The sequence below is a fragment of the Acidobacteriota bacterium genome, from assembly GCA_035529075.1.
GTDB lineage: Bacteria > Zixibacteria > MSB-5A5 > GN15 > FEB-12 > DATKXK01.
Genome location: DATKXK010000019.1, coordinates 1 through 22,811, shown reverse-complemented (window position 1 = coordinate 22,811; position 22,811 = coordinate 1). Strand labels below are relative to the sequence as shown.

At 57.8% G+C, this 22,811-nt stretch carries 13 protein-coding genes; 3 read left to right on the top strand and 10 right to left on the bottom strand.

Annotated elements, in window-relative coordinates:
* Positions 1 to 460: 460 nt before the first annotated feature.
* Positions 461 to 1,483, bottom strand: coding sequence for a S41 family peptidase (locus tag VMY05_12430; protein ID HUV31878.1), 1,023 nt, complete (start codon positions 1,481 to 1,483; stop codon positions 461 to 463).
* Positions 1,484 to 1,964: 481 nt separating this feature from the next.
* Between VMY05_12430 and VMY05_12425 the strand changes: the two genes are divergently transcribed.
* Positions 1,965 to 3,194, top strand: a complete 1,230-nt coding sequence (locus VMY05_12425) for a saccharopine dehydrogenase C-terminal domain-containing protein (protein ID HUV31877.1) — start codon at positions 1,965 to 1,967, stop codon at positions 3,192 to 3,194.
* A 124-nt stretch (positions 3,195 to 3,318) separates the two neighbouring features.
* Here the strand turns inward: VMY05_12425 and VMY05_12420 are convergent, their stop codons facing one another.
* The 8 genes from VMY05_12420 to VMY05_12385 form a co-directional block, all read right to left on the bottom strand.
* The gene (locus tag VMY05_12420; GenBank protein HUV31876.1) at positions 3,319 to 5,193 is read right to left on the bottom strand and encodes a S8 family serine peptidase; all 1,875 of its coding nucleotides are present in this window, start codon (positions 5,191 to 5,193) and stop codon (positions 3,319 to 3,321) included.
* Positions 5,194 to 5,463: 270 nt separating this feature from the next.
* Positions 5,464 to 6,087 (bottom strand): HTH domain-containing protein, encoded by a 624-nt coding sequence (locus tag VMY05_12415; protein HUV31875.1) that lies wholly within the window; start codon positions 6,085 to 6,087, stop codon positions 5,464 to 5,466.
* A gap of 54 nt (positions 6,088 to 6,141) precedes the next feature.
* Entirely contained in the window at positions 6,142 to 6,363 is a 222-nt protein-coding gene (locus VMY05_12410; protein ID HUV31874.1) for a hypothetical protein, read from the bottom strand.
* A gap of 261 nt (positions 6,364 to 6,624) precedes the next feature.
* On the bottom strand, positions 6,625 to 10,830 hold the full coding sequence (locus VMY05_12405; GenBank protein ID HUV31873.1) for a sigma 54-interacting transcriptional regulator: 4,206 nt from the start codon (positions 10,828 to 10,830) through the stop codon (positions 6,625 to 6,627).
* A 434-nt stretch (positions 10,831 to 11,264) separates the two neighbouring features.
* On the bottom strand, positions 11,265 to 13,118 hold the full coding sequence (locus VMY05_12400; GenBank protein ID HUV31872.1) for a phosphoenolpyruvate carboxykinase (ATP): 1,854 nt from the start codon (positions 13,116 to 13,118) through the stop codon (positions 11,265 to 11,267).
* A gap of 1 nt (position 13,119) precedes the next feature.
* Positions 13,120 to 13,548, bottom strand: coding sequence for a nucleoside-diphosphate kinase (ndk, locus tag VMY05_12395; GenBank protein HUV31871.1), 429 nt, complete (start codon positions 13,546 to 13,548; stop codon positions 13,120 to 13,122).
* A 9-nt stretch (positions 13,549 to 13,557) separates the two neighbouring features.
* Positions 13,558 to 15,903, bottom strand: coding sequence for a pyridoxal phosphate-dependent aminotransferase (locus VMY05_12390; protein HUV31870.1), 2,346 nt, complete (start codon positions 15,901 to 15,903; stop codon positions 13,558 to 13,560).
* 3 nt (positions 15,904 to 15,906) lie between these two features.
* The gene (locus VMY05_12385; protein HUV31869.1) at positions 15,907 to 17,319 is read right to left on the bottom strand and encodes an SPFH domain-containing protein; all 1,413 of its coding nucleotides are present in this window, start codon (positions 17,317 to 17,319) and stop codon (positions 15,907 to 15,909) included.
* A 400-nt stretch (positions 17,320 to 17,719) separates the two neighbouring features.
* On the opposite strand from VMY05_12385, the gene VMY05_12380 reads away from it, so the two are divergent.
* Positions 17,720 to 19,336: a transglutaminase domain-containing protein gene (locus tag VMY05_12380; protein ID HUV31868.1), complete on the top strand. Its 1,617-nt coding sequence runs from the start codon at positions 17,720 to 17,722 to the stop codon at positions 19,334 to 19,336.
* Between the two features lie 73 nt (positions 19,337 to 19,409).
* Here the strand turns inward: VMY05_12380 and VMY05_12375 are convergent, their stop codons facing one another.
* On the bottom strand, positions 19,410 to 21,887 hold the full coding sequence (locus tag VMY05_12375; GenBank protein ID HUV31867.1) for a DUF5916 domain-containing protein: 2,478 nt from the start codon (positions 21,885 to 21,887) through the stop codon (positions 19,410 to 19,412).
* A 577-nt stretch (positions 21,888 to 22,464) separates the two neighbouring features.
* Between VMY05_12375 and VMY05_12370 the strand changes: the two genes are divergently transcribed.
* A partial coding sequence (locus VMY05_12370; protein ID HUV31866.1) for a hypothetical protein occupies positions 22,465 to 22,811 on the top strand: 347 nt, incomplete at its 3' end.

The following is a 22,811-nucleotide window of genomic DNA, read 5'->3' as shown; positions in this document are numbered from 1 at the left end:
AATGATGATGAATAACCAATGTGTTCCGGCTCGTTGGTAACTCAGTGACCGAGTTGCACTACTCCGCGTGACTTCCCTGATATGCTCTGCCGCCATTGAAGAAGGATACAACAGTATGAGGAGTTTTCTGAGGGTGGGATTAGTAATTTTAAACAGATCAATAACCCCTTGGAAACTAAGAAGATATAAAAAGCGGGGTCTACGAGACGAGTTCCGCAACTGGGTGATTGAGAATGCTGCCTAACGGCCCCAACCTCACTCTCCCCAAACTTTTGTGAGCTTCAGTTTACCGAACCGATTGCAGCATGTTCGTATCGGTGGAAGTCGCTGGAAAACAATAAAATACGAGGGGCGGGTAAAATAGAATAGACGCCACATTCACTGGTGAGTCGACTGAAATTTCAGTACCTGCGCCTTACATGGCCTGATTTTGACGCGCTCTATTCCCCTTTGAAAAGAATCATTCCTCCCGCTGATCCAGGTTTTTCCTTGCCTCTGCGACGGCAACGTCCAGAGCTGATTCAAGGTCAGTCAATATGTCCGGGATCACTCCGGTACCTTCCCAATCTGATCCGGTAGCCGAATGCTCGAAACGGAGAAAAGGTATGCTATAGAATATCTTATTCTGTGCACTATATCCCCTTGCCGGGTGGGCCATACCAATCGTCGTATCACCAACTATCATCGCCCGGTTGAAACCCTTCAGAACGTAGGCAAAAGATTCGGCGGCCGAGAGCGTGTGCTCACTAACCAGCACGTATACCGGGGCGTCGGCAGAAAGACGCTTGCCCTCAAAGTCGGGATCTGTAATAGCATCGTATGACCTGTTGCCGTCGCGATCATAGAATGAATACAGGAGCTTGTCACCATCAAACAGGTAATTGCAGAGAAGCTCTACCATATCACCCGATCCGCCTTCATTGTCGAGAAGATCGAATATCAACGCGTCACATGACGTGACTTTAGCCATCTCTTTCGCGGCTGCTTTTATGGATTCATCGTCGCCGGGCAAGGTCTCCAGTTTGACGTATCCAATATTCCGGGGAAGGATCTGTACCTCTCGAAAGCCATGATTAGCTCCAAAATCAACAGGACGATCCGGTTTATCCTCCGCGTTGGAGGTTTGTCGATCTTTCAGAGACTCTACTTTAAAATGCCTATCGTGTGAAATTTCATAGGTCGTTTTGTAAAGCAGGCTGGCCAGGCTGTCAGCAGTTGTTACGCCATCATAGACTCCGTTTTCGATATCGGCGCGGATCTTCTCGACAATCCGTTCAGCGATATCCGGATAAATGTAGCTGGTCGTAATGTCGGCCGCGAATTCGTCAAAAAGCTCAACCATTTGTGAGTGAGTGAGACTATCATCCAGATCGTTTTCTTGCGCGGCGATAGGCACACACCAGATAACAAATATAATGAGTGTTCTCACCAGCAACCAGGAATATCCTGCCCCAGAATGTACTATTCTTTCAATTGTTTCCATCCCTTCATCTCCTCATTCATCAAGCCTGTCGGCCGGTTGGTCCACCATTCGTGGTGGGTTCCAACACCCTGATCTTCGCTCAGTGTTTAGTGGATATGTTGGCAGTCACAAAAAAACCCCGGCGATCACTCGTGTCAAGGTTTATGGCGGGGATCTTCGACCTCGAACCTGAGAGCGCCCGCCGGTACGGCAGAAAACAGGACTAAACTAATGGCAATTGGGCTGGTCATTCCGGCGACCTGGCATGTGCCGCAACCGCGCAAAGCCAATTCCCGGCGTCAGAGGCATTTACTTCGGGCGCCGGTTTGCGTATCTTGGCCGGACATAAACTCGCCCAAGCGAGTTTGGCGGTGCTGCGGCTTGGACGAGCCGCAGCCCGGAAAACACGTAAGCAGCCAATAAACCCCGGGAGGTTTACGGCGCTTACCATGTTAGAAGCTATGCATCAGGTGACTCAACTTTGGGAAACGGAGGATGAACAGTGAAGGCCTTAGTATTCGGCGGCTCAGGTAAAATCGGTTCCGCGGTGGCGTGGGACATGGCGAAAGACAGCGAGATCGAGGTTATAGGCATAACCGGCAGGCGGAAGGATGCCCTGGAGAAGGTCAGGAACTGGACAGGCAGTGACCGGGTCGTTCCTCACGTGGTCGACGTGGAGGACAAGGCGAGCACGGTCAAGCTCATGAAGCAGTACGACGTGGGCGTGATCGCCCTGCCGGATCGCCGGCGAAGCTACAAGGTGATACAGTACGCCGTCGAGGCCGGGCTGAACATTGTCGATATGCTTGAAGAGTACCACCGGCGACCGGATGCCTACGAGACCGAGGGCCTGGAACTTCCGAAGGACATGACCCTTAACGAATACGGGGACTGGCTTCATGAGACGGCCGTCGCCAACGGTGTCACCTTTATTGACGGCATGGGCTTTGCCCCGGGCCTGAGCAACGTCACCGTCGGCGAGGCCATAAGAAAGATGGATACGGCGGAAAGAGCAATTGCCCGCGTCGGCGGCATTCCGGCCAAGGAATACGCCGCCAAACACCCCCTCAGGTACATGATCACGTGGGCCTTCGAGCACGTCCTGCGCGAGTACATGATCAATCTCAATGTCGTCAAGGGGGGCAAGGTCGTGGAGGTACCCGCCATCGGTGACCGCGAAACGTTCCGGTTCGCGCAGTTAGGCAAGGACGAGGAGTTGCAGTGCGCCGTCACCCCGGGCATGCCCAGTTTCATCTTTTCCCGCCCGGAACTCAAGGAATTCGCCGAGAAGACGGTCCGCTGGCCGGGCCACTGGTCGGGCGTGGACACGCTCAAGGAGTGCGGACTGCTCGACATTGAACCGCACGATTTCCAGGGCACCGCGATCGTACCAAGGGAATTCCTCCTGTCGATGATTACACCGAAGCTGCAGCCGTTTGACGGAGAGACTGACGTGTGCGTGATGTATAACACGACCAAAGGCACCAAGAACGGCAAGCCGGTCACAATCGAACACTTCATGTGGGATGAGGCCGACACCAAGAACGGCATTTCTTCCATGATGAGAGTGACCGGTTTCCCATGCGCTATCACCGCCAAGCTTCTGATGGAAGGACTGATCACGGAAAAGGGAATCGTCCCGCCGGAGGACTGCATCAAGGGGAAGGTGGCCGACAGGTTTATGGAAGAGCTCAAGAAGAGGAATATAAACATACTCGAAGTCACGAAATAGCGGCGCCGGGATCGGCATTTTCGCCCGTCCCGATCGTGGCGAAATCGGATAGAGAAGCGGGTGCGCCCAGGCGCACCCGCTTTTCATATACTCACCGGTCCGGCAGGCTGCCGGCCTCTTTTCCTCAATCCATCGCGGCCAGAAGCTCCATGGACCGCTTCGGGTTGACAAGGCGCACGGTCCGTTCACCGGCCGTTCTTTCATCAGCCCCCTTCTCGATAAGCTCCCGCACCTGGGCAGGAGTAAGGTCCGGACGCAAAGCCAGCAGTTTGGCCGCAAGGCCGGCTACACTCGGCGACGATTGCGAGGTGCCACTGAGTTTCATTTCGTCCCCGCCCGGCACGTAGCTGAGCACTTCGTAACCGTTGGCGTACACGTCCACCTTGCCGAAACTCGTAAAGCTTGTTTCTTCCCCAGCCTGGTCTACGGCACCAACCGAGAAAATGTTCGGCAGGTCAAAGCCGCTGGGGATAACTTCATCGAAGATGACGTCATCGTCGGTATTGCCCGCCGACGTGACGAAGAGCACCTCCGGCGCGTTCTTGATGGCCTCGAACAACCCCTGCTTCTGTATCTCGAAGATCTGCCTGGCGAGCGCTTTCCGTTCCTCGGGGGTGCCTCCCGCGTTGCTGGCCTCGAGATCCTTCTCGACCGACGCCAGGTCACCACCCCAGCTCATGTTCACCACCCGGACCCCGTTGTCCCTGAAATACTGAACCGTCTGAGCCAAGGCTAACGAGTCCTTGCGGGTCTGCGCAACAGTCGGCTCCTCGGGCATCATTTTGTGATCGAATGTGATGCGGGCGGTCATCAACCGGATATAGGGATTGCCGCGCGCCGCAATCCCGGCCACGTGAGTGCCGTGGCAGTAGTTGCCGTACAGACCGATGTTCTCGAAGAACGGCTGCACCTTCGACGGGTCCATGCTGCCGAGGAGCTTTTTCAGATCCGAGGCTTCCTCACTCTCGACTCCGGAGCCTATATCGGTCAGACCCTTCATCAGTCGCTGAAGGCGCGGCCTGTCCGTCGCCACATCCCCGATCGGGTACATCAGGCCGGTGGTCTTGTCGCTGTGAAGAGTGTAGGCGATGCCGTGCACGTCGTCGACAAAACCGTTACCGTCGTCATCAATGGCGTTGTCCGGGATTTCCTTATCGTTGGTCCAGAGCCGGTCGGCAAAGACGTCCACATCCGTGCCCGAATCCCAGATGGCCACGACAACGGGCGCTTTGCCGCTGCCCTGCGTCACCTCTGCCTCGCGCTCAGTCCAGATGTTCGGCTTCTCAACCCGGTGCGCCTGAAGATAGGCGTTCAGCACGTCGAGCACGACGGCCTTATACGGCAGGTAGTTGCGGACGGTGTAGGCTCGCCCGAGCAGCGAAACGGCGATGTCCTTGCTTACTTCGCCGCCGCTCTGATCGAGCACCGGCTGGATACGCGTACTTATAATCCCGGCCAGCAGGTTTTCCGAGAGCATCTCAGCCCTGCCCTTGGCGGACCTGATTTCAGCCTCGACGGTTTCGTACGGCAACTCATTTACAAGTGAACTGTATTCGGCCCGTATCCCTTCCGTGAGGTCGCCCGCCCCGAGCCCGGCAGCCTTGATGTATGCTCTGGAAAAGAGACCGAACATCAGCCGCGACGCCTCCTTGTCTTCCAACTGCCGGACCGACTCCAGATGCGCCAGGTATTCATCGTAGCGTGCCTGCAGCAACGCCACCGTGCCGAGAGTCGCGTAGTAGTCCTTGAGTGTTGTCTTGTCCTTGATCTCGTAGGTCTGAAGGTCGGCTTTCAGATCATTTTCAACTTCGCCGGCCAGCTTCGCCAGCGCCGCCTCGTCGTGGAAGAGATCCACGGCCTTGACGTCAATCCGGTAGGTGTGGCGCGGAAGATCATCGAGTTTCTCGATCGCGATCTTCTTTTCGGCCGACGCTCCCCCGGCGATCAGAGCCGGTGCTATTGCCCACGACACCAGACAGTTACGCAGTGAGTACCTCATCGTTGTTCCTCTTCTCTTGTCAATCCTTCGCCTCTGCCGACAAAGATCCGTCCGGACTTCAGCGATCAGCGGACCCATGCACCAGCCAAGCTACAAGAGGTCGCAGGTACCGGCAAGCGATTTCCTGCCGCCCGCAGGCGAGCAATCACAAGCTGCGGGCTGAATCCGGCTGACAACCGGCATCCCGGGCGACATGGCGGCATTCGGCACAAGGCGAAGATCAGGGATGAACGGGAAGAACAGGGGGGTATCTAAACGGAAGCGGTCGAACTAAACGATTGTCACCTTGTCTATCTCGGCGAGCGGCGCCACAACCCCCTCCCGGGGTTCGCCGCCCACAAGCTGCCAGCTTTTCTTGAACAGCAGCGAGGGATTGTCGATCTCGACGTCCTTATCATCGCGAAAACTGTCCCGGGTGGTCAAGCGCACTTTCCTGTTGCACAGGATAGCCGCCTGAATCAGCAGGGAGGATAACCTCTCAGAGTGGTTGTCGTAGGCAATACCGGATTCAAGAATGTGATCGAGCGCCGGAAGCACCTCCTCCACGGCAAACGGGACATGGGCCAGCAGCTTGGTAAGAAGCTTTTCCACGTCGTCACGGTATTCTTCGTTCACGCACCGGCTCAGGAGCTTCAGGGCGAACGTGGCGATCACCGCTTCTCCAAGCGACAGGTCATCGATGTGAAGCACGTCCGGGCGGCTCAGCCGGTAGGCACGCTCGGCTTTATCGAAGTAGACCGGTATGTTTGTTTCTGAAATGGCGTTAAGGTATCGGTAGGCCGTACGATCGGACACGCCGCAGACTTCCTTGATGGTCTTGACAGTGACACTCCGTCGGTGGTGCAGGAGGTTAATCAACTGCAGGATCTTGAAGGTTTTATTTGCCTCTGCCATGGTCGATGACGATCAGGAGGGTGCGCGCCCGCCCCCTCCATGACCACTCCTCGATTACACGGTTAGCAGTAACAACAGCATCAACTCCAATACCGACATATCAGCGGACGATGGGGCTGCGGCCTGAATCGAATCAGGATCTAGTTCGACCGGTGGATCAACCGTAGTACCGTCCGCCAGAACCAGAGAAGGTGAGACTGCAGAACCGATAAGCACGACTACCATCGCAATCAGCAGGTAGCCGATCAGTTTCGTTGCCAATGGCTTGGATCTCATTGCACCTCCTAAGCGCAGTTGAAGTTCTGGCCTGCGCCTGGAGGTTCAACAAACGGCTTGCCGGGCTGGGCTGATTGAGGATGATTACCCTAAGCGTCTGGCCACGAATGAGTTAGGGACAAGAGGGTCAGCCGGCAGGAACACCCTGTTTGCCGTTTCTTTGCCGGCCTTCTGCGGCGATGCTGTAACGCCATGTCTCACATAAGAGTCACGGCACGCAAAAGACCGCTCAAAACGGTAAGGTGGCAAAACCCTGGGGGGTCAGATGCCTTTGTTGATACCGTGCTTGGTGATTTTTCTGCGAAGAGTTGACAGTGGTATGTCCAGCAGTTTGGCGGCCTGGGATTGATTCCAGTTCGAACGGTTCAGTCCCTCTCGAATCTTCGCAATCTCAACGGCGGCCACCAATCCCTTGCGCTGCCCGTGCTTGCGCCCGGAATCCTGTATGTCCTCCGGGAGCGTCGCCGCGCTTACGGTCGCCCCGGGATGCAGGATACAGCAGCGCTCCACCAGATTCCTGAGTTCGCGGACATTGCCGGGCCACGCATAAGATATGAGAGCCTCGACCGCGGTAGAGGAGAATCTCGGTGGCTTTCGGCCGGCTGACATGAGCCGCGTAAAATGCTCCAGCAGGCGCGGCACGTCGTCCGGCCGCTCTCTCAGCGGCGGGATTTCAATGGCAATGGTGTTTATTCGGTAGTAAAGATCTTCCCGAAACGTTCCTGCCTTGACCATTTTGACCAGGTTCTTGTTGGTCGCGTAGATGAACCTGATGTCAGTGTATGTGGGTCGGTTACTGCCGACCTTCTCGAACTGCTGATACTCCAGGACCCGCAGCACCTTGGCCTGAACCTCCAGCGGCATGTCACCGATCTCGTCAAGATACAGGGTGCCGCCGTCAGCCGCCGCGAACTTGCCGTCGCGCTCGGCTACCCCGGTGGCCGTACTCCTGGCGACTCCAAAGAGTTCGCCCTCGATCAGCGTCGAGGCTATGGCGGCGCAGTTGAGCTTAATCAGAGCCTTGTCACACCTCTGGCTCAGGTCATGGACGGTGTGGCACAGTATTTCCTTGCCGGTGCCGCTTTCGCCCATGATAAGCACCGGCGCGGTGGTCCGGGCAATCTGCGGAAGCTTCTCAAACAGCCGAATCATCGAGGGGTCCCTGGTGATAAACGAGCGCTGGTTCCCCAGGCGGTTGAGGTCCTTGATCAACTCGACGTTCGTCAGGTTCAGGCTCTTGTAATCCTGTATTGTTGTCAGCGTAACCGCGATGAAGTTGGCGATGGACTGTATGTAGGTGAGGTCCTGCTTGTCAAAGAGGGCCGGAATGCTGTGATGATCCAGGTAAAGCACCCCCAGCAGTTCCTCGCCGTCCGTGAGCGGTATGCATACTACCGACAGAATGTTGTGATAAACGATACTCTGGTATTCCCTGGTGCGCCGATCGGAGAGTGCGTTCTCAATGACCAGCGGCACCAGCTCCCTGGCCGCTCTCCTGGGAAGCGTGGCACTGATGTCCATAATGTCCGTCAGGCTCTGCTCATCGCAGTTGACTGCAGCGCCTATGTAAAGGTCGGAGGAATCCTGCCTCTTTAGCAGGAGAACACCGCGCTCGGCTCCGGTCTGGTCGACCGCGAATTGCACCAGCCGCTGGATGGACTCTTTATGGTTCTTTATCTCCCGCAAAATCAGTGATACGCTGTGGAACGAATCCACCAGACGCTCCTGGTTGTCGGCGGTAACGGACACCTCCTCCAAACGAAGCTGGATGCTTTTGGACAGGTAGTCGTTCCCCAGCGTTTCCAGGAGGCGAAGTGATTGCAGGAAGAACTTCTTGGCATGTTTGCCCCTGGTTGTCTTGGCATAGAGCCGACCCACCTTCACACCGACAAGCGCCGCAAGAAACCGGCTGTCGGCACCAAGCAGTATCCTGAAGACTTCTTTCCACGCGCTGATCTGAGCGGCCGTGTCAGCATCGGCGACACCGGTGGCGCCCAGAAGGCAGGATACGGCTCTGAAAAGGGGCGGCCCGGATCGACCGATCAGCGAGACCAGCGGTCGGACGACCTGCAGCGCATGCGGGCGCAGCGCATCGTCAGCCTGCATCAGCAAGTGGAAGACGCAAAGCACCGCGTAGTAGCGACAGTTGTACCGTATCAAGGTCCGCGCCTGTGAAAGCAGTTCGGCGTGACGGTCGGTTTTGTGGTAGTATATGTCCTCGAGCAGCGCGATCAGATCGAGCTCTGCCAGCGATGCCCTGTCGTCGATTTCTTCAAAGAGCGGTCTGGCTTTTGCCAGGTAAGAATCACACGCCTGTGTGTCCCCTTCAAAAAACGCCGATTCCGCAAGGCAGTGGTATATCTTGCCGACGTGTTTCGGTGATCTGACCCGGTCGGCCAACTCAAGGGCCTTGTGCCACAACTCCTTGGCGCCGGCATGGTCACCCCGATTGGACTGAAGGAAACCGTAGTTGAGATAGTATACCAGCAGCTGCTTTTTGCTGTCCTCGAGCATCTTCATGTTCAGGTAGCGTTGCAGCCAGTGTTCGGATTTCTGGTACTCGCCCAGACGGGTATACGCAAACGTGATGGCCAGGCAGACGGACGGCAGGGCCGCCAGATGCTCAGGGCTCGAGGCCACTTTGACCGCCAACTTCCCATACTTGACGGCGTTGTCGTACTCGGCCAACTCGCTATAAAGCGCCGAGAGCGTCGAGATGACCGGAACTGTCTGCGGGAGCAAATGCTTGCTCTGGGCCAATTCAAAACCCGCCGACAGGTGACGCTCGGCCTCTTCGAAATCCCCCTTGCGCCAGTGCAGCACGCCGCTCGTGTAGTGGGCCATAACCACCGTCTCAAACAAGCCCCGTTTTATGGCCGTCGCCAGGATCGACGAGAGCTGGAGCCCGGCCTGGCGGTAGTCGCCGTCCATGATCAGCAACCACGCCTCCAGACGGAGCAGGCGGAGCCGTAGCTCGTGCTCCCCCGCCGCTTCGGTATCGTGCAGTCCCCGGTCAAGCAGCTGGCGGGCGGCCGCAAAGCGACCGAGCTTGATATTCAGAGACGCCAGATCATGCAGCAACTGCGGCCTGGCGCCGGCTCGACTGTCGCGAATCTCAAGCAACCGTGCAAGGTGCTGTGCAGCTTCACCAAGCCTGTTCAGGGACCGGGCCAGCGAACCGGCCTCGGCCAGCACCGATTCCACAATGGCCGTTTCGATTCCTGTGCGGTCCTCAGATATGAGTCTGAGACAGTTTCTGACAACCAGGTATGATCTCTCAAGGTGACCCTGCTGCCTGAGTTCCTGCGCTTTGGCCATATCCTCTTCGACCAGGCACGTTGCCGGTTCGCCGTCGAGCGCCGACCCCTCTCGAGCCGCTATCCCGACCGAGGGCCGATGGTGCCGTTCCAGCAGCGTGTACACGCCCTGAAGGCTATCCTCGTCCAGAGTGATATGCCAGTAGTCAGCTTGCCGCTCCAGTCCGGCCATCCGGAGCATGGCTCTGAAAACGCCGAAAGCCGCCCGTCTGTTGACGGCGTGGACTGAGGCCAAGCCGTCAAGCACGTCATCGTGCAGCCCGATTATCTTGTTGCCGTCGGAAACGAATTTCTTGAGCCCCCTGAGCGTGCTCAGACTGTCAGCACCGGTGACGCGGTACCGGGAGAGCAGCACCGACGAGAGGAGCTTTTTCAAGTCCGCGTCGAACGTCCCCGATTCGGTCAGGCCGTGTTCATGCAACGCGCTGGTGAGAAACCTGGGCCGGCGCACATAATCCTGTTCCGTGAGCCGATCGGCCAGTGCGGCGAGCTTGTCGCCGGCCCCGTCCGCCGCGCGGCCGCCGGTTTTTCCTGAAGCGGGACAGGCCTGGAGGTAGTCACGCAACGACACGCCCAGGGAGTAGTTGTCCGATTGTGCGTTAACTCGATCATTTGCAAGTACTTCCGGGGCGATGTGCCGCGGCGTACCAAACACCTTGGCGTTGGGTTTGGAGTCGATCGGGCATAGAAAATCAAGATCCACCAGTACCACGACCGGCTTCGCGCCGTTGGCGTTCACCATGAAATTGCTGAATTTCAGGTCGCAGTGGACTAAACCGAGCAAATGGACGTAATCAATGGCCAGACAGACCTGACGACATACGGATTCGATCTCAGACCAGAATACTTCCGGTGTCAGCGCGCGCCAGACGGACGGCTCGAGCCATGGATACTGGACATACAGACGCCCGGCCTCGATGCTCTTGTTCCGGGACGAAACAACTCTTGTGGAGTGCAGGAGTTTCTGGCAACGGTGCGATTCGGTGAGAATCGACACCGCGGTGGAAACACCCAGTGGCGAGTCCTCTACCGGGGTCTTGACCAGGCATTGCCTGGCGGAACTGATGATTCTGGCCCGCCAGGATTGGCAAAGGTCGTTCTGGGAGAGGAGCTTACTGAAGGCGTAGATTTTGGAAGCTGGTTTGCCCATATTCTGACGAGTACCCGGGCTGATGCCGATTCGTTAGTCGGACTTGCCATCCGAAAAACGCAGAACCCTTTGTCTTATAAGATAATGCAAAAGTTCCTTTTGCGAAAGTACCAATTATATCAAATAGTACGTACTCACACTGTCAGGTTCTGTCAGTGTTATAGCCGATATTAGAAGGTGGGGATAGAGGGTGACGGCGCACGCTCCCGGGCGGTGGAAAGTTAAATGGCATTTAACGGATTGGGTAGGTCGTGGTAGAGGGGGCTGGGTGACTATCCGGATCATGATCTGCCCACTCCAGGCCTGTTGACCATGCACGCCTTGTTGTGCATAACGTCGACACGGCAGTCGTAATCCTCACAACCATCGGGTCATGTCTGATCACAACCCATGAAGCATATGTCGGGTTATTCCAGCTGCCAGGCCCGGGCGCATCAACCGTAGCGCCAGCCTCGGCCACGACCCAGGCGGGGGTTAGGTTTCCAGTCCGTGAGGCGAGTAACCGGTTTGCGCTTCGGAGGGGGAACTTCCTCTTTCTTCGATGGCATGAAGACCTTGGCCTCCTTCTCCGGCGCGATCCTGAAAGACTCATCGACGGCGGCCATGATTTCCGGAAGAAGCCCTTCCTCGGCGACGCCCTCGGTGAACCTGCGCCGACCGTCAACCAGATCGCGAACATAGTCGTCGATCTGCTCGCGTGAATAGTATCTCTCCGGCGTGAACTGGCTCAGATCGGCTCCTTCCGCCGAGACGATCTCCTCGGTACCCAGGATGCTCTCCCGGTACTGGTTTGTGCCTCGCAGGTCGCCGCGCTGGATGGCCGCCATGGTATCGATCGGCACCCGAACCGTCTTGCGGACTACTTTCTTCTTGCCTCCCGGGCTGGCCGGCTCGAGGATCTCCCCCATCCCGCCCGTGTTATACTGGTAAAAGAAGACCTTACCGGGATAGCTGTCCGCCAGGGTCATCACAATCCGGTAGAACTGATTTACCTTGTGTGCACGTGAGCCGACAATAAACGGATCGGTGCCCACAATCCGTACGGATTCACCCGCTTTGGCGGGGTTAGAGGCGTAACTGTGGCTCGACTCCCCCCAGAGGTAGGCGAGAACCGCCTGCATCGGCGTCAGCCTCTGGGCAAAGGACATGATCGTGTTACGACGAGTGATGAACGCAAAAATAATCCCGTCCAGCTCGTCAAGCGGCGGCAGGTTGTACGAAGGGTACCAGATGTTCTTCATGGAGAAGGGCCCGCGTCCCCGCTTGATTTTAAGCTGCTTCTTCATTATCACGGCGCGGCCGTTGCCGCAAAGGTTCTCGTCGAGGAAGCCAGGGTCACCGGCGGCGTTGATCATCACGTTTTCATAGAGGGCCGTCTTGTGCACCAGGGCGCTGTACATGGCTTCCTGGAGTCGTTCCTCCACGTCGGTCTTGACAAAGAAATTGGCTTCCGAGCCGAAGGCGGCCCCATCACTCTTGAGAAAACATATGTCATCCTGGCAGACGAGAGTGCGCTCACCCTTCGACCAGTCCAGGCCGAGCTGGTGGCATGACCACGTGCTCTTGCCGGTGGCCGAAAGGCCGAAAAGGAACACGCCGTATTTCTTCAGCTTGCCGGTGCCGGGGTCACGGACAATCACAACCTTCGTGCCGGCGTGAAGTCCCAGCATGCCCAGGGCATCGGCCGTGTGCATCCCGTTGCGGAGAAAACCCTTCTTGTCTTCCCCCATGTAATCCGAGCCCAGCACGAGAGTCAGGTTGTGGTCAGGAAGGACCAGCGCCTGCTGCCGCAGGTGGTGTTCTTCGGGAATGTGAATGAGCGTAAATTCCGGTCCCGGGTCTTTGGTGACCGGCCGCATGGTGCTTCCCCACATGTAGGCCAAGCGGTAGTTTTTCAGGTCGGCCACCGACATGTACAGGTTACATTTGGGGTTGTACTCGGAGTTCCTGCCCATCTGACGGCGCAACCGGACAAAGGACATGGTTTCCATCAGGTGCAGCACTTTGTCCAACTCCGCCTGAGCGTTGGCGATTATCCGCTTCTTGTTCTCGGAAGGGTGCGATTCGCGCACCGCTTCTGAACCCAGACAGACAGTTTTTTCCGCGATTCGGCTCGAGACGGCCGACCGCCAGCCCCACGATCCGAACTTCGTCTGCGTCCCGGTCTGGATTGCGGCCTCGCGCAGGTCCGCCAGTTCCACGTCCCTGATATTGGGGCCTTTCAGGCGACGCTGGAGATCCCGGCAAAACCGGGCGTACAATTCGGGTTGGTACAAGGAATCGGACATGTCAGCTTGTTTCCTTGGGGAGAATCTCCTCTTCGCCGAAGAAGAATGCTACTTCCATCCGGGCCGTCTCCACACTGTCGGACCCGTGGACGATATTTTTCTGCATCGACGTACCGTACTCGCGCCGGATCGTGTTGTACGCGGCTTTGGCCGGGTCCGTGCTACCCATGAGGTCTCGCCAGCGTTCGATGGAGCCATGGCCGCCGATGACCAGCACGGCGACGGGTCCCGACGTCATATACTCGATCAACGGCTTGAAAAACGGCTTGCCTTCATGCACGGCGTAAAACTTCTCCGCATCCAGTCTCGTCAGCCGAAGGACTTTCAAGCCCCTGATGATCAAGCCGGCGTCTTCGATCCTCGTAATGATCCTGCCTACAAGTCTGCGGCGCACGCCGTCCGGTTTGATTATTCCCAACGTGTTGGCCAAGCGGGCCTCCTATCCCATCAAATCCCGTATCCGAGCCTTTAGCGCTTCAGGTGGAATCGATGCTACGTTCACCTTGTACGCTTGAGCCACGCGGAACAGTTGGTGGAAATTGCGACGTTGCAGGTCTTCCTGGTCCGGCGACGAGACCAGCATGTACGGATTAAAGAATGGCTGCGTCTTGAACGGACTCACGCCCGCCCCGTCCGGCAGCCGGTACTTGCCTTCAGTGATATAATCAAGGGCGTCCGCCTCCGAGAGCTTCTCGACGCCCCGTGCGTGTGGCTCATAGGACAGCAGGACGACGGCCTGCAGGCGTGAGCGCTTCACGTACTTGTCCGGGCCGCCGATCCACGCCGGATCGACCATGGCCCGCGAGTCCGCGGAGCCCCAGTAGCAGTAAGGTTCTCCCAGGTCCAGCGGGCACTCATCGCCCAACTCCTTCATATTGGTCCAGTCGGCCCGGGTGGTTACCACGTTCTCACACTTGCTGCGGTCGAAGATCCGGGCGTACCGCGGGAAGGTCCTGGCGATCGCCGTCTTGAAGTAAAGCTTCCTTTCCGGAGCGTCGGCAACGGCCTCGTTTCCACGGTAGCGCACAAAAGCCCAGTCGTTCGTGAGAAACCGCGCATCGTCATCCTCCAGCAGCCTGAAGAAGGTCGAACCCCGCTTGAGTCCCTTGGGACCGATGAGCGCCAGGCCGAGACCGCCGTAGTCCACGCACGCCGCCCGGACCCCGTGCACGTCAAGCAGGCGCTCACTTGCCTGGGCCACCATGGCCAGCGCCCAGTTCCGGACCTGCCCATAGTACGAGGTGTTGAACAGAACCGCCGTCTTCATGTCGGGGTTGTAGTAGGCGTACGGCGTTCGCCCGGGAACACCATCGACCGCGTAGATGACCCCGTGCGGTTCCAGGTCGGATTCCAACTGCGCCGGGTACCAGTTCTCGACCCAGAAGTCATACAGGTGCGGGACGTTGGTTCGCAGTTGAATAATGATGCCGTTGATGTTGGCGTTCCACTCGAAATAGCGGTCATACGGCAGGGCCGCCTCGGCCTCCTGCACGAGCGCATCCCGCTCCTCGAGCGATACGGCCGTCTCGGCTTTGGTGGCTGCGCGAGGATGGGTCATGACGTTCTGCAGTGCGACCCGCTTGTACTTCGGCGACTCCTTCAGCCTGGACATGGCCTCTATAATCCGTTCCGTACCTTCCTCGATGTTGTCCATCGACGTCGCGTACGACAGGCGGATATTCTCCTCGGCACCAAACGCGCTGCCCGGCACGACGGCTACGCCCGCCTCCTTGAGCAGGTAGTAGGCCAGGCCGTACGAGTTGCGTATCTTCATACCACCGTGTTCGGTGTTGTAATAAGTCGAGGCGTTCGGAAACAGGTAAAACGCCCCCTGCGGCTCGTAGCACGAGATGCCCGGTATGCGCCGAAGTTTGGCCAGCATGCAGTTGCGGCGGGTCTGAAACTCCGCCACCATGCGATTGATCTCAGCCCGATGACCCGAAAGCGCCTCCGCCGCGGCCTTCTGGGCAATCGAGTTGGCGTTGGAGGTGGTGTGAGACTGCACGATGTTCATGGCCGCGATGATCTCGCGCGGCCCGGCCGCGTAGCCGATCCGCCAACCCGTCATGGAGTATGATTTCGAGACGCCGTTGATAATTACGCTCTTCTCCCTGATCTTGTCCCCGAGCGACGCCACGGAATAAAACCGGTAGCTGTCGTAAATGATGTTCTCGTAGACTTCATCGGCTACGATCAGCAAGCCTTCGGCGACCGCAGTTTCGCAGAGTTCCAGCAACTGGTCACGGGTGTACGCCGAACCGGTCGGATTGCTGGGATTGTTCAATATCAGGGCCTTGGTGTTGAAGTTGATGTTGGCCTTCAACTCCTCCGGCGTGATGCGAAAACCATTCTCCTCTCGCGTCCGGACGATTACCGGCTTGCCCTTGACCAACAGCACCTGCTGGGGGTAAGAAACCCAGTATGGGGCCGGAATGACCACCTCCTCGTCCCGGTTGAGAATCGAGACAAACAGGTTGTACAGGCTTTGCTTGGCCCCCGAGGAAACGATTATTTCATTGCGGCCGTACTCCAGCCCGTGGTCCGCCTTCATCCTCGCCCTGATAGCGTCCTTGAGTTCGGGGATCCCGTCGTTGGCGGTGTACTTGGTGAAGTCGGCGTCAATGGCTTGCTTGCCGGCATCCTTGATATCGGCCGGAGTCGGAAAATCCGGTTCCCCCACGGAAAAATCAATAACGTCAATTCCCTCGGCCGTCATGGCCCTGGCCTTGGCGTTGATACGAAGGGTGGGGGATAGCTCCAGCCGGCCGATCCTGTTGGAAATCATCGCTTATCCCTTGTCCGGATTGCTCGTCGTCGACGGCTTGCCTGACACCCTGGCTTTCTCCTGCTTCGTCCCGTCAGCCAGCTTTTTCAGCCAGCCCTCCAGGTCGAACCCGGATAGTTCCTTGACCACTGTGGGCAACTGGCTCATCATCGCCGCCAGCTCACCGGTAATCTTGGAAGTCCCCAGCTTGCCATCGCTTGAGACCAGCACGATTTTGTCAACTTTTGACATGGGTGCGGCCATTTCCCTGGCCAGTTCAGGCAGCTTTTCGAATATCATCTGAAGCAGGGCCGGCTGAGAATAGCTGTTCCATGACTCCCCCTTCCTGCGCAACGCGTCAGCTTCGGCTTCACCCACCTTTTCGATCAGTTCGGCCTCGATCAGCCCCTGAATCCGTTTGGCCTCGGCCATGCCCTTGGCCTCGGCTTCCACGCGGAACTGTTCCGCTTCGGCCGGCTTACGAACTCTGGCCTGAAGCTCCTGCTCCACACGCTCGATTTCCCGCTTCTCCAGTTCGATAGCCGATTCCTTTTCGATGAGCCTTACTTTGGCCTCTTCAGCTTTCAGCTCCTGGTTAAGCTTGTGGCGTTCGAGTTCGTATGCGAAGTCGGCGTCGGCCTTTTTGCGATTGAGTTCCTTTTGCAACTCAGCCCGTTTCGATTCAGAATCCTGGTGAGCCTCAGCAACCTTCGTTTCGGCGAGAATCTTGGCGATGTCCCCTTCCTTTTTTGCCTCGGCCGACTTGATTATAGCGTCGCGGGCAGCCTGTGCCTCGGCTACCTCGGCGTCGCGCTGGGCCTCGACGATGCGCGGCTTGCCAAGGGCTTCCAGGTAGCCGGAGGGGTCAGTAATCTCCTTGAGGTTGTACGACAGGAGTTTGAGACCCATGTTGGTAAAATAGGCGCTAACGTCCTGGAATACCTTGCCGGCGAAGTCCTTACGGTTCCTGTTGATGGATTCAAGGTTCATAGTACCGATCAGCGCCCGCGTCGATCCCTCCAGCGTGCGAAGCGCCACGTCACGAATATCGGTCAGCGGCTTGCCCAGGAACTGCTCAGCGGCAAGGTGAATGGAGCCCTCGTCTCCGGCAATCTTGACCTCCGCCGTACCCTTGAAAGTGCAGCGAATACCATTTGTCGAGATGGCATCAGCCACCTGGATGTCCATGGGGATTATCTCCAGAGGCAGAATCTCGGCCTGCTCGATAAACGGCTTGACAAACGTGCCTCCGCCAATCCGGAACCTGTACCCCACCTCTCGCGTCGCGCCATCGGGCAGAGTCACCGTGCGCTTTCTGCCACCCGAGATGATCAGCACCTCGTTGGGCCCCACTTTCCGGTAGTTCTTCAGGACAACTACGACAATCGCCGCGACCACGATCACGACGGCAATGATGACGATAACGAGAGGACTCACAGTTACGCTCTCCTTCAGTATTATCCCAGTGCGGCACTAACCCGCGACTGAACGGCTATTTGGACCACGAAAATAACAGGTTTCGGTTTGTTCTGTCAACCGATCTTTAACAAAATCGGTGCTCCCCGGTCCCGTTCTGGTGCCTTCAGTCCACATTTATTACGGCTCCCCGCGGGCCGCCCGGCCCTTCCCCCACCGGCGATTCTGCTTACCTCGACGCCGTCGAATCCCCGGCTTTGACTTGACATGCCGGGTGATTCTGCTAACTTAATGGACTCGTGCCACGAGTACGAGCATCCCGCCGAGGCCGCCATTGCCATGAATTGTAGACGCTGCAGGCATACACTGACATTCCCAGGAAAGGGTTGAAATCGACCGAACCAACCAGGAGGAGGCTTTGATGCATAGAACGATCAGTACCGGGTGCATGCTCTTGTGCGCCCTGCTGTTTGGGCAGGTGGGCTTCGCCGCCCCCGGCGACACGGTGCAGACTTTCCCCGTACCGCTCAGCTGCCCGCAGGGACTGTGTTTCGACGGCACGTACCTGTGGAACGCCGACCGGAAGAGTGACATGATTTACAAGATCACACCGGCGGACGGCAAGGTGGTGGACTCCCTGCCGGCGCCCGGATACATACCGGTCGGGCTGACCTGGGACGGGGCGCGCCTCTGGTGCGTGGACGGCGGCGAGGGACTCATCTTTGCCATCAACCCCGAAACGCGGATCGTGGAACAGACGATTTACTGCCCGATCTCGGCCCCCGGTGATCTGGCCTGGGGGGACGGGTACCTGTGGATTTCCGACGACGGCGGCGACCAGATCCATCAGATCAGCAGCGAAGACGGCACCACCATCGTATCGATTCCCGCACCGTCATCCCACCCGGGCGGCCTGGCCTATGACGGCACGTACCTCTGGGTTTCGGACCGATACAAGGACATGATCTACATGGTCACCCCGGACAAGGGGGACGTCATTGTCAGCCTCAAGGCCCCCGGGCCGCACGGCGCCGGGTTGACTTACGACGGCGCAAACTTGTGGAGCGTCGACTACGAAACCGACCTGATCTACAAGCTCGTCGTCGACGACGGCACGAAGCTTTCGCGGTCGAACGAAAAACACGAACAGGTCGAGTTTGTTCACCAGGTCAGGAACTACGGCCCCGGCACGCTCAACACGCTCGACGTCTACCTGGCCGTGCCTCACAACCTCGACAACCAGGAACTGGTCGGGCCGGTGACGTTCGATCCGGAGCCCGAGGACATCCTGACCGACAAGTGGGGACAGAAAGTCGCCCATTTCCGCTTTACCGACCTGGGGCCGGCCCGGTTCACCAACGTGACGATGCTGGCCGAAGCAAAACTGTACGAGACGCGATACTTCGTCTTTCCCGACAAAGTCGGCAAACTGGACGACATACCGCCGGAGATCCGAGAGGCCTATCTAATCGACGATACCAAGTTCTCAAAGGACAATCCCATCATCCAGAAGGCGCTCAAGGCCGCGCTCGGCGATGAAACTAACCCGTACTGGATCGCGCGGAAGATATACAACTACCTGATCGAGCACCTGGAATATGAACGCGTGGGCGGCTGGAACATCGCCCCCACCGTCCTGGAACGCGGGAACGGTTCCTGCTCCGAGTACACTTTCGTGTACATATCCATGTGTCGCGCCGCCGGTCTCCCGGCACGTTACGCCGGATCGGTGGTCATCCGGGGGGACGACGCATCGTGGGACGACGTCTACCACCGCTGGGTCGAGGTTTACCTGCCCGGCTATGGCTGGATGCCGGTGGATCCGTCCGGCGGCGATTCCGAGTCGCCCTCGACCAGAGCGGACTATTTCGGACACCTGAACAATCGGTTTCTCATCACCACCACCGGCGGAGGCGGGTCGGAGTACCTTGCATGGGGTTACAACGCCAACGAGGTGTGGACTTCAACCGGAAGATGCAAGATCGTGGCGGAGGCTTTCGGCGAGTGGTCGCCGGTCAAGCCTCCGGCTGACCAGTAGTCATGACGATGCCCCTGCCCGTACGCGGACAGGGGCATCAGGTTTCCGTCTGGTCCCGAGGGAACGCCCAGGCCTAAATGTTCAGCCAGTAGCTGGTCTTGACCAGAAACAGATTCTCGGAGCCGCGCGAGAAGAACCTTTCAAAATCGCGCGAGAAATCGAGATCGTTGACATCGCCGGCAACCTCGGAACGCGCCCGTGTCCAGACCAGGTACAGCGTGCTGCCCGGATGATACTCCCACCTAATCAGCATGGTGGAGTTCAGCGCCGAGTAATTGTAGTCAGCATCAACCCCCGCTACGGGATCGGAGTATTCATTATCACCCTCGTAATACCGGTAGTTGCCGTAGTCAAGCCCGGCGATAAGTCCCACGGCCGACAACTGGAGCGTCAGGTTCCTGTTGAGAACAACACCGGCCGACGCGCTAAGTGAAATCTGGTCCTTGTCAAGATCCCCGAACAGCGACCTGTCACCGACGTTCGTCACCCAGATGGTGCCGTTGTTCGTACGGTGGTAAGTGGCTCCGAGGCCGAATTCCAGGTTGCTGCGCGGACGGTAATGGGTGCAGAAGTGGTTTGACCACCAGGTGCCGCCTCGGTCGGTACCCATGCTTGGGGCAACATGGAAGGACACGGCCTTGCGGTTGTCGGTCTCCAGATCAAAGTAGCCGGCAAACGTCGGGTACTCCGGCCACACCCATACACCGTTGCCGCGCGTCTCCCGGTCACTGTACTTCTCCGCTTGAACGGAGAAGGTGGTGCCCAGCCCCCAGTTGTTGGTGAAATCGATCCAGTTGTTGAAGTTGCCACCCAATTCGTAATTGATACCGTCGTAGTTCCACGAGGACCAGGCGTTGACGTTGTTATAACTGTTGCGGACAATCCACCAATCCTTCTTCGTGCGGTACTGCATCCATCCCCATACCCTCCGGGTATTGGCGCGCGCAGTATAACCGAGCCGGTTAACGTCAAGCTTCGGGTCTTTAATGGTTGTGCCCACCGATCCACGAATATGCTCTCCGCTCACCTTTTCAATTGCCGCGTTAAACCCATAGCCGGTTTCACTGCCGTCCCCTCGGCTGAGGATCGCCTGACCGCGCACCAGCCAGCCGCCGTTGAACGCAAAAAGTCGCCAGTCGACCCCGCCGGACGTGGCCGGACGCGTGCCGTCCTGGTTCGCCATCGTGATCATTCCACCGACGCTGGAATTCTCGAACACGTCCTGCTTCACCCTGAGAACGGTATAGCCGGCTTCCGGCTCCACCACCCCTTTGCGCAACACCGTGTCCGCAGACAGCGTGTCCATGTGAAGCTCCTCGCCGACGAGCATAGTGTCGATAGCCAGATTCGTCACGGCCGCGTATTCGGCCTTCTCACGCTGCGTAACGGAGGTGAGAAGGGCGATTGACGTCCTGCCGGCCAGCTTACCGGTGACTTTGGCGGCGCCGAGAATGGTCGTAGACCTCGGATAAGACCTGTAGTAATCGAACTCAGGATCGTCAACATCACGTTGCGGAGAGCGGCCTATCCGCCGCGAGTAGAATAGCCCGAAGTCGGTTTCGAAGAGGTTGGCGCCCTCAACGAAGAACGGACGCCGTTCGGAAAAATAGGTCTCATAGCTGGACAGGTTCAGGACCGGCTGGTCGAGCTCCACCTGCCCGAAATCCGGATTGATCGCAGCGTCCAGCACCAGGCTGGATGACAGGCCATACTTGAAGTCAAAACCGGTGTTGGAAACCAGGTCGCGGCCGTCGGGATTGCCGATGCTCTTAGGTGTCGTCTCGGCACTGGAAACGACGTACGGAAGCACCTCCACGTGCCGCGCGGGCGTGATTTCACGGAGACCCGTCAGATGCCCGAAGTTGGAGGTTAACCCGCTTTCCGACGTGGGAACATATGCCCAATGCACTTCCTCATTTTTGCGGCAGACATAACGAACGAAGTCCACTCCCCAAACGTGTTCGTCCTTGGCCGCAAAGCGAAGGCAATGATACGGAATGCGCATCTCGGCTGTCCAACCCCACGGCTGCTCCTTCGTGGCACCTTCCCAGACGCCGTCCCAGGACTGGTCTGTCCAACCGTCATTATATATGCGGTAGTCCTGCTGCACCCCGGCCGCGCTCACATTGAATCCACGGCCGGTCCGGTGGTCATGGTACGGGTCCACGCGCACCTCGAGCTGGTCGGACTCGGACTCGCGGTCCCGACGCACCAGCTTGCGGACAATCTTGTCGGGTTCCGAATCATAACACCAGAACCCGAAGTAAACTGCATCGTCATCATACAGCACCGCGACCAGCGTCGATTCCGTGGCTGCCGATCCCTCGTCCGGATCGTGCTGGGTAAAACCCCGGGCAAACTCGACTTTCGCGCTTTTCCAGGCCTCATCATCGAGGTCACCATCGATGTCGGGTGGCTGGGGATTGATACGATTGGCCCGCACTTCGGGCACTACGCGTTCTTCAGTTGTCGCCTCGTCGGCAAGGACAAGGCCGGTGCAGATCAGCGTGAACAGGACCAGACAGGCGATCATCAGCGATGCGCGTCTCATCAGAGCACTCCCCTCCGCGTTTCGGCGTGGTTGTAAACATGTACGACACCAACTACCTGACCTATCAAGTCCGCCCTTAGTGACGTGATGTTGCTCCAGAAGTTGCGTTGTGTTCAGACTTTCTTCTCAGAACGGTGAATTTGTCCGTTTACGGACAGTATTGGACGTCCGACCCGACCAAAGCCGCTGCACCCCCGCTATCCTGCGAACGCGGACACGCCGGCTGCGGGTCTGCCGGACGCCTGCCGGAGACCGGCGGTAGTTCTGCTTGCCAATCCCGACCGGGCTATCTATATTCGAGCTTTGTCACACCGGGGTTCCACAGCGGGGCTGATACCTGTGAACGCAGCTCGGGTTCGAAACCGGACCTACGATGATGACGGTTGCCGAGGGAACGGTGTCGGGTTTCTCGCGGCCGAGGGCCGCTCCGAACCCGACCTACCGCATATGAAGAGATTAACGTTCTTGACGTAGGTCGGGTTCCGAACCTGCTGAAAGCGGGTGAGAAACCCGACACTAAGGATGTGTGCCACACCGGTCATGCAATGCGAAAACGGCGTCTGCCGAGGAAGGGGATATGGGTAGTACGGTGAAAGGCGATCGTATTGGCTCGATCACCGGGCAGCGGTTGAAGGTGATACTTCTGACCACCTGTTTTCTGTTTCTGAGTGGTTGCACCTATACCAAATACTATTATGCTGGCTGCGAGGCCAGTCGGGCCGGTTGGGAATTCGTACTTGTCTTAGATAGAGTCAAGCCGTCGACACTGGATGACAGGTGTGTGACACCATACTGCGACCCTTTCCCTGACGATGCGGTTGCTCCTGATACGCTGTTCACTATAGAAATATTCTACATGCACAGGGACAGCCTTCAACACATGGGCCGGGATTTGAGATACGACAGCGGGGCAGTTCTGTTTGC

What these genes read in the sequence shown, in the direction of transcription:
- VMY05_12430 (HUV31878.1), bottom strand. Translation starts at nt 1,483, where the DNA reads ATGGAAACAATTGAAAGAATAGTACATTCTGGGGCAGGATATTCCTGG.
- VMY05_12420 (HUV31876.1), bottom strand. Translation starts at nt 5,193, where the DNA reads ATGAGGTACTCACTGCGTAACTGTCTGGTGTCGTGGGCAATAGCACCG.
- VMY05_12415 (HUV31875.1), bottom strand. Translation starts at nt 6,087, where the DNA reads ATGGCAGAGGCAAATAAAACCTTCAAGATCCTGCAGTTGATTAACCTC.
- VMY05_12410 (HUV31874.1), bottom strand. Translation starts at nt 6,363, where the DNA reads ATGAGATCCAAGCCATTGGCAACGAAACTGATCGGCTACCTGCTGATT.
- VMY05_12405 (HUV31873.1), bottom strand. Translation starts at nt 10,830, where the DNA reads ATGGGCAAACCAGCTTCCAAAATCTACGCCTTCAGTAAGCTCCTCTCC.
- VMY05_12400 (HUV31872.1), bottom strand. Translation starts at nt 13,118, where the DNA reads ATGTCCGATTCCTTGTACCAACCCGAATTGTACGCCCGGTTTTGCCGG.
- VMY05_12390 (HUV31870.1), bottom strand. Translation starts at nt 15,903, where the DNA reads ATGATTTCCAACAGGATCGGCCGGCTGGAGCTATCCCCCACCCTTCGT.
- VMY05_12380 (HUV31868.1), top strand. Translation starts at nt 17,720, where the DNA reads ATGCATAGAACGATCAGTACCGGGTGCATGCTCTTGTGCGCCCTGCTG.
- VMY05_12375 (HUV31867.1), bottom strand. Translation starts at nt 21,887, where the DNA reads ATGAGACGCGCATCGCTGATGATCGCCTGTCTGGTCCTGTTCACGCTG.